Consider the following 14712-nt stretch of genomic DNA (forward strand, 5'->3'; position numbering starts at 1 on the left):
TTAACAATCGACGGAGTAGTCGCTATGGCTAAGTTGCAGGGAAAGGTGGCCGTCATCACCGGCGGCTCGTCGGGGATAGGCCTCGCCGCCGCGAAGCTCTTCGTCGCGGAAGGCGCTTACGTCTTCATCACCGGCCGTCGCCAGAAGGAACTCGACGAAGCCGTGCGGGCCATCGGGAGCAATGTGACCGGCATCCATGGAGACGTCGCCAATCTGGATGACCTTGATCGTCTCTATGAGAACATCAACGCGACAGGGCGAAGAATCGACATCGTCTTCGCCAACGCTGGCACGGCTGAGTTCGCCGCCTTGGGCGATATTACTGAAGCGCATTTCGACAAACTGTTCAATACCAACGTGAAGGGAGTGCTCTTCACCGTCCAAAAGGCTCTGCCGCTCTTGAATGACGGCGGATCGATCATTCTCACGGGCTCCGTCGCGAGCGCCAAAGGGACGCCTGCCTTCTGGGTATACGGCGCGACCAAGGCCGCCATCCGCAATTTCGTACGAGGATGGACTGTGGAACTGAAGGACCGTCGCATCCGTTCAAACGTCTTGAGCCCGGGGCCAATTAATACCCCGGTCATTGGCCAGCAGCCTCCGGACGCCATGGCGAGAATTTTATCTACCATCCCGATGGGACGCATGGGGGAAGCCGACGAAGTTGCCAAGGCTGCCCTGTTTCTCGCTTCGGATGACTCGAGTTTCGTCACGGGCATCGAACTATTCGTGGACGGGGGCAGAGCGCAGATCTGACGCGCACGCTTTTCCCCAGCGGATTGGCTGACGTTCCGCAACCCAATGCCCTATAGGGCATGCCCGGGCGTCGTGTCTACTTAGGCATCCATCGAAGAGGCGTTTCATCACGAAAGGTATGGTGCTCACCGCCTATGGCGACCCCGCAAGGGGACTTGAATTCCATGAGTTGCCCGAACCCGCCAGTCCGGGCGCGGGCCAGGTGATGGTCGCTGTCGAGCATGCCCCAATCAACACATCGCGCGCGATGTCAGGCCCCGTTTGCGGCTTTGCGGGATCATCATCAACGCGGCCAGGCGTTCACCAGATTGGTGACGTTGACCGTGCCGATACCGGTGGCAAAGTTCCAACCCGCACCGGTGCCGTACGCTTTCGAATAGCTGCTATTGCTCGTTGAGAGGACACCGTAATTGCCGCTCGGGCGATAGCAACCATTCGTGCCCGAGCAGTTTACGTCCATGTCGCCGAGCGTGGTCCTGATGTCTCCGCAGGACGCGAGTACAACGGCGGCGCCTGGCGCCGCTGCACTGGCCCATTCCGCGTCCAGCTCAGCACCTGCCTGCACGCCATTCACTGTTAGACCATGCCTTGAAAGCCGGTCAATGACCACGCCCACATCGGCGTCAGCCGGGCCGAAATTCGCACGGAACTGCTCAGCCGTGAGCCACTGGTGGAAATAGGGTGACTTCGAATCGTGGAGCTGGTCGATGAAGCGAACGAGTGCGGCTTCCCTCTCGGCTGGACGCTTCAGGAGGAGCTGCATGTGCTCAAGAACGAGCGTGTCTTCGACGCGTCCGCGATCACCCCCTGCGTTCACTTCGGGTCGGGTATTGCCGGCCAGTTCGACGGTTTGGCGCTCGTCAATGACCTGGGCGACCAGTTGCCGGGCGGTTTGTGCCATTGATTCGGATACCGTACTGCCCAAGGCGACGAGCATCAGAAGAAAGACAGGGACGCCTGATCTGAATCTCGGGAATATGTAGTTTCTCCCCACGCGTCCTCGCAGCATCGGCCACCAGCCTTGTGCATCCGAAACTGAGCAACTAGCCGTATTCGGAGCTTTTTTTGAGCTAGCACTTCAATCATCTGGTCGAGGCGAATTCCGTCGGCCTTCTGGGTGCATACATTGCTTACAGACAAAATCAAGCAGTGCAGAATGACCAGCCGCTGCAATGGCTGTTCACTTTCACTCGGACCTTGCTCCATCGAGAAGAGGAAGAAAGCCCGTGCACCTATCCGGGAACCGGGGCACTTGCCGCTATTTCACCGCGCACCAGGGTGCCCCATCCTAATGCGGTCTTTGCTCAGCGAGCAATATGTGCGATAGAAATTTTTTTGATAAATTCAGCATGGTGATTCCCTGTTTCGTCATATTGCTCGATACAGGAGCGGGAAAGCGTTTGGATCGCTCCGCCGTATTCAAGAGAATGCGTAATAGATTGGGCGATTTCCGGATAGGCATTCTGTTTAAATCGATGGTTTGGATCACCGGGCAACGAGCCACGCAATGCGAGCAGACCGAAAGGACAGGTGTCCGATAAGAGGGCTCGTGCGGTCGCCTGAAGTCGCGCGACGCTAGGGTCAAGAGACATTCATGATGTTTCGCGCACTAACGTGGTGCCTCAAAAGTGGCAGAAATTCCACATATCGCCTTTTATGCGACTGCATTCACTTTTGTTGCACCAACGACAAATGCATGTCGCATGCTCGCGGGCCTGCAGGTCGGACTTAAATTGCGCTTCCAGTTGCAATGGACTCGGGTTTTGCCATTTCCAGCGGAGCTCATTTTTTGTGCATGGTAGAGTGAAATACCTTTTCGCAATTATGTCGCTTGCAATTGGCTTTTTCGGAAAATAGCCTATAGTTTCTGCTTATATATAAATGTACACCGGTCAATGACCAACATGCGAGGACGTACCGGGGGCGGGCGTGGGTATATTGATTGATGACGACATCGCGCACATTGCGCGCGTGATGCGGCCGTCGTTGTGCGGGTTTCTCGGCGGTCCAATTTTGCCGGCCGAATACTGGCGCAAACGACTCCATGAGCTACTCGACTCGTGTCACCTGTCGAAAGGCCAGTTGTGTTCGATCGATAGCCTGCTCCTGCAGCTAGACCAGTTCGACGCAGAACGATCCGCGAAACGGAATAGACTACAACGCACTGCATCCATCCGCCGGCCGAAGACCACGCTTCCCGGCCTTGAGGACAACAGACGCGATACAGAGGGAAAGGGCGGTCGTCGCAATTCAGTTGCAGCTTTGTTTGTGGTGCCCCCTGATCCGGCGATGTGTGATGACGTCAAGGCTCACTGCCGCAAGGTCGTCAGAGGTCCGCGTGCGATAACGCGAAGATCGAGGATCCCGGTAGAGGCTGCTTGTCCTGCGGCTGACGAGATCCGGCCCGGGCAGTCCGCTACCAGAGCTAACATTGACGGGTCTGCTTCGATGCCCGATGGACACGCCGCGAACGAGCATGCGTCGCCCGGCGAAGGGGACGGGCGGAATGCTTCAATTTTGCTCGCGGCGGCCGTGCATGAATTATTCGCGGACGGCCTGGCCGCCACATTGAACGCTGCGGGCGCCGGAAATGTATTGCTCGGAGTTCGAGCGATGACGTTGGCGCAGATTTCAGCTTTTGAGGCATGGCAGGACGGTATAAGGCAGCAGCTGGAAATGGAGCGATTCGATGGCACCATTCGCACCGTCAACGAAGATCGCATGACGCAACCCTAATCCAGGGAATGAAAGGTTGTCCTCAGCATACCCCTGGCCAGGCACTTCTCGGAGCAAGCAATGAATCTGTGGAATCCAGAACAAAACGCTGCGCTGCAACGAGCCAACGCGCAAACATCGTTTGCTTTGCTAAACAAAGCCTTCGAGAGCTTTCAGAAAGTGATCGATCTGAACCTGCAAGCCACCAGGTCGGGTATCGCCGAAGCTGACGAAGTGATGCGCAATGCACTATCGGCAAAAAGTCCGCAAGAGTGGGCCACGCTGCGCAGGGGCGCGGTGGAACGGAACGCTCCGCGAATCCAGTCGTACTATGGCCAACTGTTCGCTATTGCTTTAAATGCACAACTGGACGTTGCAAACGTCGCAAATGAGCATTTCACTGCGCAGCAGCGCAAATTGCGAGAGCTGATCGACGGGGCCGCGCAGCATGCGCCGGCTGCTGCAGAACCGGCCATCACAGCCTTGAAGTCTGCGATCGACGCCACGGGCACCTGGTACGAAACGGCGCGCAAGGCCGCTCAACAGGCGATCCATGTTGCTGAAAGCAACGCCGAAGCAGTGAGCGCGGCCGTGTCGAGAACCACCAGACAGGCGGTCGAGCAGGCTTCTCGCGTCACATCAAAGTAATCGTTCCCGCTGCGCGCACGGCCTGCTGCGCGCATTTCCGCGTGTCGTTTTATTCGGGCGAAACCGATTTGCAGCCGCTGGACACGTTCCGGATGCGCTCACTGTCCCCGTTTCCCCCGCCGCGTCGCGTTGAATGCCGTGTGGGAGTCCATCGCCCACTTTCGAGCGGCGTTCACTCATCCGGAATTCAAGGCGAAACTCACCGCGTATCCTTCGTTGGCGATCGCTTCGCCACACCTGTTCCAGAAGATCGCAGTACCGGGTATTTGTGTCGGTTAGGGGGCCGGTCGGGCGTCATCTTGGGAGCGAACCTTCATGCGATGTGGCCATTGAGTCATCCGTCGACGCGCTTCAGTACGAAAAGCTTGCCTTGTCGGCGTTCAATTTATGCGACCGTGAGCTGTACCAGGTGATTGCGCTTGATGCGAAAGGTGTTCCGCAAAGCCGCATCGCGGCCATTCACTCTTCGCATTTCACGTCCTGCTTTCGCACGACGATAATCACCGGGTAGGTCCCGCGCTCGAGTTCCACGCGCGCGACTACGGCCATCGTCTCGTTGTCGATGTCGTCGTACACGCTGACCTCTTCATGCCGAAGGCTTGTGACGCCGGTACAGGCTGACGCGCGACCCTCATCGGAGATCTTGCATTGGATCGGGTTGTCAGCAAGGTAGCGATATCTGTCTCTGTCGGGGGTCGCAAGGTATTCACGAAAGCTCTGTGCCGATCCACCGATGCCGGTGACGTACCCAATGGCGCACTGCAGTTTGGGTGTGTCGCTGGCCCCGGATGTCTGGGCTGCCGCGGCCGTGCTTGCGGCCGCGATGATTGCCGCGAGTGTCGATGCAAGGAGGTATCTCATGGCGAAAATCACCGTTGTTGGATCGAAGTGCTGGATTGTAATGGCATCTTGCCCGAGGGGTCTGAAAGCGAAGAACGTTACCAACGGCGTGTTGCACTCTCCCGGAACCCTCCGCTGTTGCCCAGTCTTTCATTTGCTACACTTGATCAATGAGCAGACCTGTCTGGGACCTGGCGCGGCGATTGCAAGTCCAAGAGCCGGCTATCGTCACTTCGATTGTGCCGAACGATATCGGAACGAGCGCGAGGTGGGCGAGGCTCTGCGGATAGGGCTTGCTGCCGGAGGGATCGCGCGCGAAGGCATCTTCGTGACCACAAAATTGTGGAAATCCAATCGTCGGCCCGAGCGTGTCGAACCGGCTTTCGAGGCAAGTCTTGAGAGGCTCGGGCTCGACTATCCTGATCTCTATCTGATACACACTCCGTGTGCATTTCGATGTATTCCGCGCAGTACGCAATAGATAGGCGTGAACGATACTTCCGCTGCAAGATCGATCAGCTCTGCTTGCGGCGATCTCCACTTCGACCTCGGGATAAGCCTGGCAGAAGGATACGACGGGCATTTTTACTTAGGGGTATCTGCCGACCCCGGCACCACAGTTTGCTCGACGTGGCGATGGTCATCCTGGCTTGTGTGACCCGTGCTGCAGTAGACTCAGAAATCATGTATGGTCCGCCGCGGCGATACGATGCTGCGGCGTAGGGCATTTGTCAGCCGAACGCACCTGTTAGCGTCACGCGCGGGTGCTGGGGAGTGTTACCACAAAAGCGTGCGTCCAAAGTACTGGAAACCATGAACAAGAGAGACATCAAGTCAGCCGACACAGGTCACAGCGAGCGCCGTAGGAGCGTTGTTTCGGGCCTCGTCTACGTGTTTGAACAGGTCATGCCGGACCCCTTTATCCTTGCGATCGGCTTGACCCTGGTCGTGGCCCTGCTGGCGTTGGCCTTCGCGCCCCATGCTTCGCTGCCGGTCATCCTGACCTCCTGGTACGGTGGCACGTTCAACATTCTCGGCTTTGCGCTGCAGATGATCCTGATCCTGGCGACTGGCTACGCGATCGCCGACGCACCCCTCGTCCAGCGCGGCCTGCGTGCGATGGCTGCCGGCGTGCGCACGCCGACCCGCGCCGCGCTGCTGGTTTTCCCGATCGTCGCGGTGGCCGCGTGGCTCAACTGGGGACTTGGCCTGGTTGTCGGTGCACTCCTGTCGCGCGAAATCGCGAGGCGCGTGAAGGTCGATTTCGCATGGCTCGTCGCAGGCAGCTACTCGGCGTGGTCTGTCTGCAATAGTGGCCTGTCTAGCTCCATCGCGTTGTCGCAGGCATCGCATGGCAACGCGTTAAATCTCGTTGAGAAAGCCACCGGACAGGTGATTCCGCTCAGTGAGACCGTGTTCGCACCGTTCGTCTTCATCCCGACCGTACTGGTTGTTGTTGTCATGACGGCGATCTTCATCTGGATGCACCCGAAGCAAGAAGATGTTGTCGCTTTCAATGAAACGCAGCCCGAGCCCGCCGTCGTTGCAGAGGCAGATCCGCATGCGCGGGACGCGAAGGTATCGTCCTTCGCTGCCCGTGCAGAACGGTCAATGCTCGGCACCCTGTTCTTGCTGGCGTTGGGCGGCGGCTATCTTGCGATGACGTGGACCAGCAAGGGCTTCGAGTTGGACATCAACACCACGATCCTGATCTTTCTGCTGGTGGGGCTCGCGCTGCAGCGCACACCGATCGCCTATGCCGATGCGATTCGCCGCGCCGCGCGGCAAACCGGTTCGATGCTGCTTCAGTATCCGATGTACGGCGGCATCATGGGCATCATGACGGGGACCGGGTTGGCGTCGGCGATCGCCAAGACGTTCGTCGCCATTGCGACTCCGCTCACGCTTCCTGTCTTGAGTTACTTCAGCTCGCTTATCATCACGCTGCTTATTCCAAGCGCAGGCGGACATTGGGCTGTTCAGGGGCCTTTCGTTCTCCCCGCGGCGCTCAGCCTGCATGCTTCGGTTCCGCGCACCGCCATGGGTGTCGCCATGGCCGAAAACGTCTCGAACATGCTGCAACCTTTCTGGGCCGTGCCCGTCGTTGCTATTGCCGGCATTCGCATTCAGCGTGTCATGGGCTATACGGCGATTACGTTTGCCGTATCCCTCGTCATCTATGCGGCGGCGCTTTGGCTGATTCCATGATGACCATTCCTCCGCGACACAGCCACGCGCCGCTGCTGCTCCTGGCCCTCTTGCTGTTCACGGGGCTCTACCTGTTTGTGCTGCCCTACGTCCGGGTGACAGGATCGCGCAATGTCACCTGAGCATAAATACTGGTTTCCGGCGAAACGCTACGGCTGGGGTTGGGGCTTCCCGTCGCGCTGGCAAGGATGGGCCGTGTTGTTCATGTACGTTGCGCTGATTGGTTTCGGTATGCGCTTTCTCCGTCCGGACCTGGAGCCTGTCACTTTTGCCTTGTTTGTCGCGCTTTGAGTGTCGCCCTTGTGGCCGTATGCTGGCTCAAGGGAGAACCGCCGCGCTGGCGGTGGGGCAAAGACTGAGCCGACCCGTCACCGCGGGTTTTGCTGCGCCCGCGATGCCGGCGCGACACCCGCTCAACCCCCGTCATCCCGATCCCATGGCGGCACACCGCCGAACGCATCGACCAGGAAATCGACCATTGCGCGTGTCTTGGCACTCAGGTGCCGACGGCTCGGGTACAGCGCGAGTACGTCGATATCAGGCAAGCGGTACTCGGGCAATACCCGAACGAGCTTGCCGGTGCGCAGATCGTTGCCGACCAGAAACGTGGGTTGCCAGATCACGCCTTGCCCGGCGATCGCGGCGGCGCGCGCCGTATCGCCATTGTTGGTATGCATGTGACAGTTGACCTTCACGGTGTGAGCCTTGCGCTCACTGTCGATCAGTTGCCACTCGTCGCCGGTGGCTGCATACGAGTAGCCGATGCATTGATGCTCCATCAGGTCCGCTGGCGCTGCGGGGTAGCCGCAACGCGCCAGGTAGTCTGGCGACGCACACAGGATGTTTCTCGATGTCGCCAGCTTGCGGGCCGCCTGGTTAGTCGAACCGGCGCGTGAGATGCGAATGGCGAGGTCGTAGCCTTCATCGACGATATCGACCACGCGGTCAATCAGCGCAACGTCGAGTTCCACTTCCGGATACTTCCGCATGAACTCGGGCCATAGCGGCGCCAGGTGCAGAATCCCAAAGCTCACAGGCGCGTTGATGCGCAGTCGTCCGCGCGGTTCGACCGACGCAGACGACACGAGCCCCTCGGTCTCGGCGACGTCGTCGAGGATGGATTTGCAGCGGGCGTAAAAGGTCTCGCCGCCCTCGGTGAGAGAAAGCCTGCGTGAGGTGCGATTCAAGAGGCGTGTGCCGAGATGCGCTTCCAGCTCATTCACGTAGCGGGTCACGTTGGCGGGCGACGTCTCGAGCGCATCGGCCGCGCGCGTGAAGCTGCCGCGGCTCACCACCGTCACGAAGACTTCAAAAGCGCGCAGCCGATCCATGTGCTTCTCCGATCATTCATAAATGCTGAATGATATCCCCATATTTTGTGCCTTTCTGTATATGTGGCTGAAGCCTATATTGCTTCTCACGGACCAAGGCATTGGGCACTGGCCAACAAACTGCAGCAGGAGATTGAACATGCAACGCTTGACAGGAAAAGTCGCCATCGTGACTGGCGCGAGCGCGGGAATTGGCCGTGCCACGGCAAAACTGTTCGCCGCGGAAGGCGCAAAAGTCGTGATCGCAGCGCGCCGCGAAGCTGAACTTGAAACGCTCGCTGCCGAGATCGTCAGCGCAGGCGGCGAGGCGGCGTTTCTGGCGGGCGACGTGCAGTCGGAGGACTTCGCGAAAGCGCTGGTCGCGCTCGCTGTCAGCCGCTTCGGCCGTCTTGACATCGCCTATAACAACGCCGGCACGCTGGGCGAAATGGGCCCGACCACGGGTGTGTCGGAGGCCGGCTGGTCGGCCGCCCTGGCGACCAACCTGACGAGCGCCTTTCTGGGGGCGAAGCACCAGATCCCCGAAATGCTGAAGCAAGGCGGTGGATCGATCATCTTCACGTCGACGTTCGTCGGTTATTCGTTCGCTTTCCCGGGCACCGCGGCATACGCTGCGAGCAAGGCCGGGTTGATTGGGCTGACGCAGGCGCTCGCTGCCGAATATGGACCGCAAGGTGTGCGCGTCAACGCCATTCTGCCCGGCGCCGTGGACACAGAGATGTATCGCGGCATGAACGACACCGCCGAGTCCCAGGCCTTCGTGACCGGCTTGCATGCGCTCAAGCGGGTCGCACGGCCGGAAGAACTCGCCCGCTCGGTGCTTTATCTTGCGTCGGATGACTCGTCCTTCGTGACCGGCACCGCTTCGCTAGTCGACGGCGGCGCATCGATCACGCGTACGTGAGCCAAGGCTTAAGCCGGAGGTGACTGCACGATCACGCCATACCACCCCAAGCCGCGATAGCTCTCGTAGCCTGGGGTGGCGGCGAACGATACGGTGCGGCCATCAGACAGTTGATAAAAGCCTGCTGAACGGCCGTCGGTGTTCAGACGGAACTGTTCGTCGAGCACACCTTTGTCGTCCGAACTCGCAATCACGCGGTGCGACGCGTTGACGATCATGCAGCGCGTGCGCCGCCATTCTTCGTCCGTGAGCCGCACGCCTTCAACGACGGCCGACGCTTGTGGCGCCCAATCGAAAAAGATCACCAGCGCACCGAGCGGCTTGCCGTCGACCGCGCCGTTTTCGCGGATCGCCGTCGCATAGGTCGCGACGTGCGCGTGTTTCAAAAGCGGCAGCGCCTCGATATCGCCGGCCACGAAGTCCGCGCCCGAAGGCGTTTTCATCGCTTCGCGAAACCAGCTGGCTTCACCGACATTACGGTCGTGCACCGCATACATATCCGGGCGGCCATTCGCGACCACATTGCCTGCTGCGTCGATGATCCATAAATCACGGTACACGGTATAGCTGTCGAGAATGACCGACAGACGGCGCGACGCATACGCCCGCGTTTCGGCGCTCTTGTTGGCGAGGCAGTCGACCACCGCGGAGTCGGTGGCCCACCAGCGCACATCGCATGAACGCTCGTACAGATTGCGGTCGATCACGTCGATCATGTTCAGTGCGAGATCGGCGCAGCGCTGACCCTCGTGCGAACGCAGCCGTTCGATCATGCTGTCGCCGAGATCGGTCAGCTTGGTCAGCGAGCCGGCAAGTTCGCGATTGAGCACCGTGGTGATTTCGCCGATCCGCGCGGACACATGCTTGACCTGATTCGCCACGACCGCGAAGCCGCGCCCCGCATTGCCGGCGCGCGCCGCTTCGATCAGGGCGTTGAGTGCGAGGAAAGTGGTCTCGCGATTGATGTCGTTGATATCGGAGATTTTCCCCGTCGCGAGCTTCTTGACGTAATGCGTCAGTTCGACGATTTCGAGCGGATTCGACATGGTCTGGTCCCGGTAGCCTGGAGATGTTGTGCTTGCATAAAAGCAAGCATCGGGCCGGGTCGATTCCGCGGGCATCGTGCGCGCTGTCATGCACCCCGCAAACGTTTAGTGATGCATGTCATGGTGCAGCCAGAAGATGCGATGACCGGCGGCGCACCGGGTGCGTGCATCGCCGGGAAGGACGACATAGGCAGCGGTGCGGTAGGGGTAGACACGCTATCCGCGCTGCGCACACGGTGCTACGCTCAGATTGCTACGCGCACGATGCTATTGCCATACACGCGCCGTTGGCACGGGTGGTTGCTGTAAGCAGACGAATATCCGCGCAGGAGACACCGATGAAGACAGCGGCTTCCACGCCTCTACCGCCGAACCAGGCGAAGAAGCAGGCCTTCTGGCCCCACGGATGGTGGAGGCTGATGGAAACCCGTATCGGCATCATTCCGCTACCGATCTACGTGACAGCCGCAGCGCTGATCGCGGGTCTTGTCTACATGGGTAAGCTGCCGAACGAGATCTCAGTGGTCATCGTGATGTTCGCCTTTTTCGGCTTCACCCTCGCCGAGATCGGCAAGCGCATTCCGATCATCCGCGCAATCGGCGCCGCCGCCATATTTGCCACCTTCGTCCCGTCCGCGCTGGTTTACTACAAGTTGCTGCCGCCACAAATCGTGAAGGTGACGATTGATTTCACCAAGTCCACCAACTTTCTCTACCTGTTTATTGCGTCCATTATCGTGGGCAGCATCCTGGGCATGGACCGGCAGGTTCTCATCAAGGGCTTCCTCAAAATCTTCGTGCCGCTGGCGAGCGGAACGATCGTGGCCGGCGCGGTGGGCACAGCCGTCGGTACGGTATTGGGTCTAGGCGCGTATCACACATTTTTCTTCATCGTCGTGCCGATCATGGCTGGCGGCGTCGGCGAAGGGGCCATTCCGCTTACAGTCGGTTACGCCGGAATTCTGCACCAGGACCCTGGCGTGCTGTTCGCCACCGTGCTGCCGCCGGTCATGCTTGGCAGCCTGTCGGCGATCATCTTCGCGGGGACGTTGAACTTCGTCGGCAAGCGATATCCGCGCTTCACGGGTGAAGGGCGCTTGCAGCCCGGCGAGAACGACGAGATGGACCCTGCACACGAAGAGATATCGGGAAACATGGACGTGACCCATATCGCCGCGGCGGGCATCACCGCCTTGACGCTCTACGTTGTCGGGATCATGTGCCAGCGACTGTTTGGCCTGCCGGCGCCGGTTGCGATGCTTTTCATCGCGGTCCTCCTCAAGCTGACGCAGGCGGTACCGCCGCAACTACAGGAGGGCGCTTATGTTGTGTACAAGTTCTTCTCCACGGCGGTCACCTACCCGTTGCTGTTTGCGATCGGCGTGGCGTTGACGCCATGGGACAAGCTGATGGCTTCCTTCAACCTGCCGACCATCATCACTATCGTGTCGACCGTTGCGACACTGATGGCGACCGGCGCCTTGGTGGGGTATTGGATAAAGATGTATCCGATTGACACGGCTATCGTGAACGCTTGCCACAGCGGCCAGGGCGGCACCGGCGACGTCGCCATCCTGACGGCGGCCAATCGCATGACGCTAATGCCGTTCGCCCAGATCGCGACCCGGATCGGCGGTGCGGTCACCGTGACGACCGTGCTGATAATCCTGTCGCGCTCTGTCTAGATAAAAAAAAGCCGCAGACGATGCTGCGGCGAACAAACACACACGCCGAACGTTGGGAACGCTGACGTGTTTCCTCATGCTATCCAAGCTTGCTGCGGATGCAAATCGGGTATTTCGTATGAAGTGTCCGATCGTCCTGCGGAGGCTTGCAGGACGTGCTTGTTGTCATGCCTGAGCCGAGCGGAAGTCGCGAAAAAACCACACGTGATCGCGCGTCGGCGTCGACCGGGCGATTCGCTGGGTATAGGCACGGCCGCCCTCCTGAAAGTCGCTTCAAACCTTTACGACGGAGGCCCGATAGATCTCGTCGATGCTCTTCGCGAGCGCCGCGTCGAACTCACTGTCGCTCATCGATTCCTTGAGCTCGTTGATCAATGCCCTTGAGAAGCTGGCGATCATGCCGTGATTGGAGGCGAGCCGCTCGCAGGCGTCGGCTCGCGTGTAGCCTCCTGAAAGCGCGACTACCCGCGCGACGCGCGGGTGCTCGATCAGTGGACGATAGAAGTCCGCTACGTCAGGTATGGTCAGCTTGAGCATCACGCGACGGCTATCCGGCAAGGCGTCGAGACCTTTGCTCAGTTCCGCGAGGAGGGTGGCTTCCGCCCCTGGCTTGTCCGGACTCTTGATCGAAATTTCGGGTTCCAGTATCGGCATGAGACCGTGCGCGTCGATCTGCGCTGCCAGCGCGAACTGTTGCTTCACAATCGCAGCGATACCGTTTGCCGAATTCAGGTTGATGACCGACCGCATCTTGGTGCCGCAGATGCCGAGCTTCGTGGCCCGATCGAGCAGCGCGTCCAAGCCGGGTATCGGCTTCATCAGTTGCACACCGTCGGCTTCGGCTTCCAGGCCCTTATCGACCTTCAGGAAGGGTACGACGCCGCGCTCCTCCCACAGGAACGTCGGAACGGGTTTCCCCAGTGCCTGTCCGTCCATGGTTGCTTCGAACAGAATGGCCCCAATGACCTTGTCCCCTGTAAAGGCAGGCGCGGTGATGATGCGCACCCGCATCTCGTGGATCAGTTTGAACATCTCCGCGTCACCGCTGTAGGCACTCTCCGGAATGCCGTAAAGCTTCAAGGCGCCGGGGGTCGATCCGCCGCTCTGGTCCAGGGCCGCGAAAAATCCCTGTTTTTCAAGAACTTGCGCAAGCATCTTCTCGTCTGCCACGATCGTCTCCCTTTTTCAACAAGCGAATATCGGACCCAGCACGTCTGGTCCGGACCCATTGCGTTCAGTACGTTCAGTGCCCGTGCCGCTCGCCAGCCGGTGCGTGTGTTTGCTGGGCTCGCCGACTCAGCATCAACGTCACGACGGCAGACACCGCCAATGTTCCGGCGACGACATACAGCCCGGCCGAATAACTCCCCGTCACATTCTTCAGCCAACCTATCACAAACGGGCCGACGAAGCCGCCCAGGTTGCCCACCGAGTTGATCATGGCGATGCCCGCAGCCGCTCCCGCGCCGGAAAGAAACATGCTCGGCATGGCCCACAGCGGCGCTTTTGCGGCGCTGATGCCGATGTTGACAATGACAAGTGCCAGAATGACCGTTAATGCCGTGGTGGCTTGGCCGACAAGGACAAAACCCAGGCACGCGACGACACACGGAATCACCACGTGCCACGTGCGTTCTTCGGTGCGATCGGAGTGTTTGGCCCACAGGATCATCGCGATAACGGCCAGCACGCTGGGAATGCCTGCGATGAGGCCGGTCTCGAACGAGCCGAATCCATACTGACGGATGATCAGCGGAGCCCACAGGCCGAGTGTGTAGAGGCCCGCCGACGTGCCGAAGTAAATCAGGGAGAGCGCCAGAACACGGGGATCGCGCAAAGCACTCAGCGCCCCGGCAGTATGTCCAGCGTGCGATTCCCGTGCGTTAGCTTCGCCCTTCAGCTTCGCAATCAGCCACTCGCGTTCTTCGGGTTTCATCCAGTGTGCTTTCGACGGCGTGTCCGTCATGTACTTCAGGACCACAAAACCAAGAATGATTGCGGGCACGGCTTCGAGGATGTACAGCATCTGCCAGTCAGCCAGTCCGGCGATTGGCGGGAGCTTCATGATCGCGCCCGAGATCGGTGAGCCGATCGCCGTGGAGATGGGGGCCGCCGCCATGAACCATGCCGCCGCCACCGCTCGCTGGCGGCCCGGGAACCACAAGCTCAGGTACAGGATGATGCCAGGGAAGAAGCCGGCTTCCGCGACGCCAAGCACAAAGCGAAGCGCATAGAAGCTGTTCGGCCCGACCACGAAAGCCGAGGCTGCCGAGACGATGCCCCATGTCACCATGACTCGTGCGATCCACAAGCGCGCGCCGACGCGGTGAAGAATCAGGTTCGACGGCACCTCGAACAGGAAGTAGCCGATAAAGAACAGTCCGCCACCCAGACCAAACGCCGTCGGCGAGAGTCCGATGGCCTTGTTCATTGTCATCGCGGCAAATCCTACGTTGACGCGGTCCAGAAAGCTGACGAAATACAGCAGCATGACAAACGGAATTATCCGCAGCATGAGCTTCCGGGAAACCCGGGCTTCGAGATCGGAAATCATTGTCTCCTCCTTGGAGGCTTGAGCC

Annotated in this window: 15 protein-coding genes and 2 pseudogenes; 10 read left to right on the top strand and 7 right to left on the bottom strand. The window is 59.7% G+C overall.

Annotation, left to right across the window (positions count from 1 at the left end; all coding sequences use genetic code 11):
• Positions 1-24 precede the first annotated feature (24 nt).
• Positions 25-756, top strand: coding sequence for an SDR family oxidoreductase (locus tag P3T22_RS01425; protein WP_429324016.1), 732 nt, complete (start codon positions 25-27; stop codon positions 754-756).
• Positions 757-1039: 283 nt separating this feature from the next.
• Here P3T22_RS01425 and P3T22_RS01430 read toward each other — a convergent pair whose 3' ends face one another.
• Together P3T22_RS01430 and P3T22_RS01435 are read right to left on the bottom strand one after the other, a co-directional pair.
• Positions 1040-1693, bottom strand: coding sequence for a protease pro-enzyme activation domain-containing protein (locus P3T22_RS01430; protein WP_063500426.1), 654 nt, complete (start codon positions 1691-1693; stop codon positions 1040-1042).
• 367 nt (positions 1694-2060) lie between these two features.
• Positions 2061-2348, bottom strand: a complete 288-nt coding sequence (locus P3T22_RS01435; protein WP_148662397.1) for a hypothetical protein — start codon at positions 2346-2348, stop codon at positions 2061-2063.
• A 346-nt stretch (positions 2349-2694) separates the two neighbouring features.
• On the opposite strand from P3T22_RS01435, the gene P3T22_RS01440 reads away from it, so the two are divergent.
• The 3 genes and pseudogenes from P3T22_RS01440 to P3T22_RS01450 all read left to right on the top strand — a co-directional run.
• Entirely contained in the window at positions 2695-3492 is a 798-nt protein-coding gene (locus P3T22_RS01440; protein ID WP_429324017.1) for a hypothetical protein, read from the top strand.
• A 60-nt stretch (positions 3493-3552) separates the two neighbouring features.
• On the top strand, positions 3553-4119 hold the full coding sequence (gene phaP / locus P3T22_RS01445; RefSeq protein WP_429324018.1) for a TIGR01841 family phasin: 567 nt from the start codon (positions 3553-3555) through the stop codon (positions 4117-4119).
• Between the two features lie 135 nt (positions 4120-4254).
• Positions 4255-4398: pseudogene (locus P3T22_RS01450) on the top strand (antibiotic biosynthesis monooxygenase); the annotation flags it as partial.
• 180 nt (positions 4399-4578) lie between these two features.
• On the opposite strand, the gene P3T22_RS01455 reads toward P3T22_RS01450, so the two are convergent.
• A complete protein-coding gene (locus tag P3T22_RS01455) occupies positions 4579-4980 on the bottom strand; it encodes a hypothetical protein (protein ID WP_429324019.1) in 402 nt (133 codons plus the stop codon).
• Positions 4981-5020: 40 nt separating this feature from the next.
• Between P3T22_RS01455 and P3T22_RS01460 the strand changes: the two genes are divergently transcribed.
• The 4 genes and pseudogenes from P3T22_RS01460 to P3T22_RS01475 all read left to right on the top strand — a co-directional run bounded on the left by P3T22_RS01460 (position 5021) and on the right by P3T22_RS01475 (position 7526).
• Positions 5021-5440 (top strand): aldo/keto reductase, encoded by a 420-nt coding sequence (locus P3T22_RS01460; protein WP_429324165.1) that lies wholly within the window; start codon positions 5021-5023, stop codon positions 5438-5440.
• Positions 5441-5772: 332 nt separating this feature from the next.
• The gene (locus P3T22_RS01465) at positions 5773-7167 is read left to right on the top strand and encodes a TIGR00366 family protein (RefSeq protein ID WP_429324020.1); all 1395 of its coding nucleotides are present in this window, start codon (positions 5773-5775) and stop codon (positions 7165-7167) included.
• Entirely contained in the window at positions 7164-7289 is a 126-nt protein-coding gene (locus P3T22_RS01470) for a hypothetical protein (protein WP_429324021.1), read from the top strand. The genes P3T22_RS01465 and P3T22_RS01470 overlap by 4 nt, the downstream gene beginning before the upstream one ends.
• Positions 7279-7526, top strand: a pseudogene (locus P3T22_RS01475) (hypothetical protein). The gene P3T22_RS01470 and the pseudogene P3T22_RS01475 overlap by 11 nt, the downstream one beginning before the upstream one ends.
• Positions 7527-7580: 54 nt before the next feature.
• Here the strand turns inward: P3T22_RS01475 and P3T22_RS01480 are convergent.
• Positions 7581-8498, bottom strand: coding sequence for a LysR family transcriptional regulator (locus P3T22_RS01480; protein ID WP_063500419.1), 918 nt, complete (start codon positions 8496-8498; stop codon positions 7581-7583).
• A 139-nt stretch (positions 8499-8637) separates the two neighbouring features.
• On the opposite strand from P3T22_RS01480, the gene P3T22_RS01485 reads away from it, so the two are divergent.
• Positions 8638-9402 carry an SDR family oxidoreductase gene (locus P3T22_RS01485; protein WP_063500418.1) on the top strand — a complete coding sequence of 255 codons (765 nt, stop codon included), beginning with the start codon at positions 8638-8640 and terminating at the stop codon, positions 9400-9402.
• Between the two features lie 8 nt (positions 9403-9410).
• Here the strand turns inward: P3T22_RS01485 and P3T22_RS01490 are convergent, their stop codons facing one another.
• A complete protein-coding gene (locus tag P3T22_RS01490; RefSeq protein WP_063500417.1) occupies positions 9411-10448 on the bottom strand; it encodes a methyl-accepting chemotaxis protein in 1038 nt (345 codons plus the stop codon).
• A gap of 338 nt (positions 10449-10786) precedes the next feature.
• Between P3T22_RS01490 and P3T22_RS01495 the strand changes: the two genes are divergently transcribed.
• Entirely contained in the window at positions 10787-12133 is a 1347-nt protein-coding gene (locus P3T22_RS01495) for a 2-hydroxycarboxylate transporter family protein (RefSeq protein WP_429324022.1), read from the top strand.
• Positions 12134-12406: 273 nt separating this feature from the next.
• Here the strand turns inward: P3T22_RS01495 and P3T22_RS01500 are convergent, their stop codons facing one another.
• Together P3T22_RS01500 and P3T22_RS01505 are read right to left on the bottom strand one after the other, a co-directional pair.
• A complete protein-coding gene (locus tag P3T22_RS01500; RefSeq protein ID WP_429324023.1) occupies positions 12407-13303 on the bottom strand; it encodes a fructose bisphosphate aldolase in 897 nt (298 codons plus the stop codon).
• Positions 13304-13376: 73 nt separating this feature from the next.
• Positions 13377-14687, bottom strand: coding sequence for an MFS transporter (locus tag P3T22_RS01505; protein WP_429324024.1), 1311 nt, complete (start codon positions 14685-14687; stop codon positions 13377-13379).
• Positions 14688-14712: the final 25 nt, after the last annotated feature.

This window comes from Paraburkholderia sp. GAS348, from assembly GCF_050434205.1.
Taxonomy (GTDB): Bacteria; Pseudomonadota; Gammaproteobacteria; order Burkholderiales; family Burkholderiaceae; genus Paraburkholderia.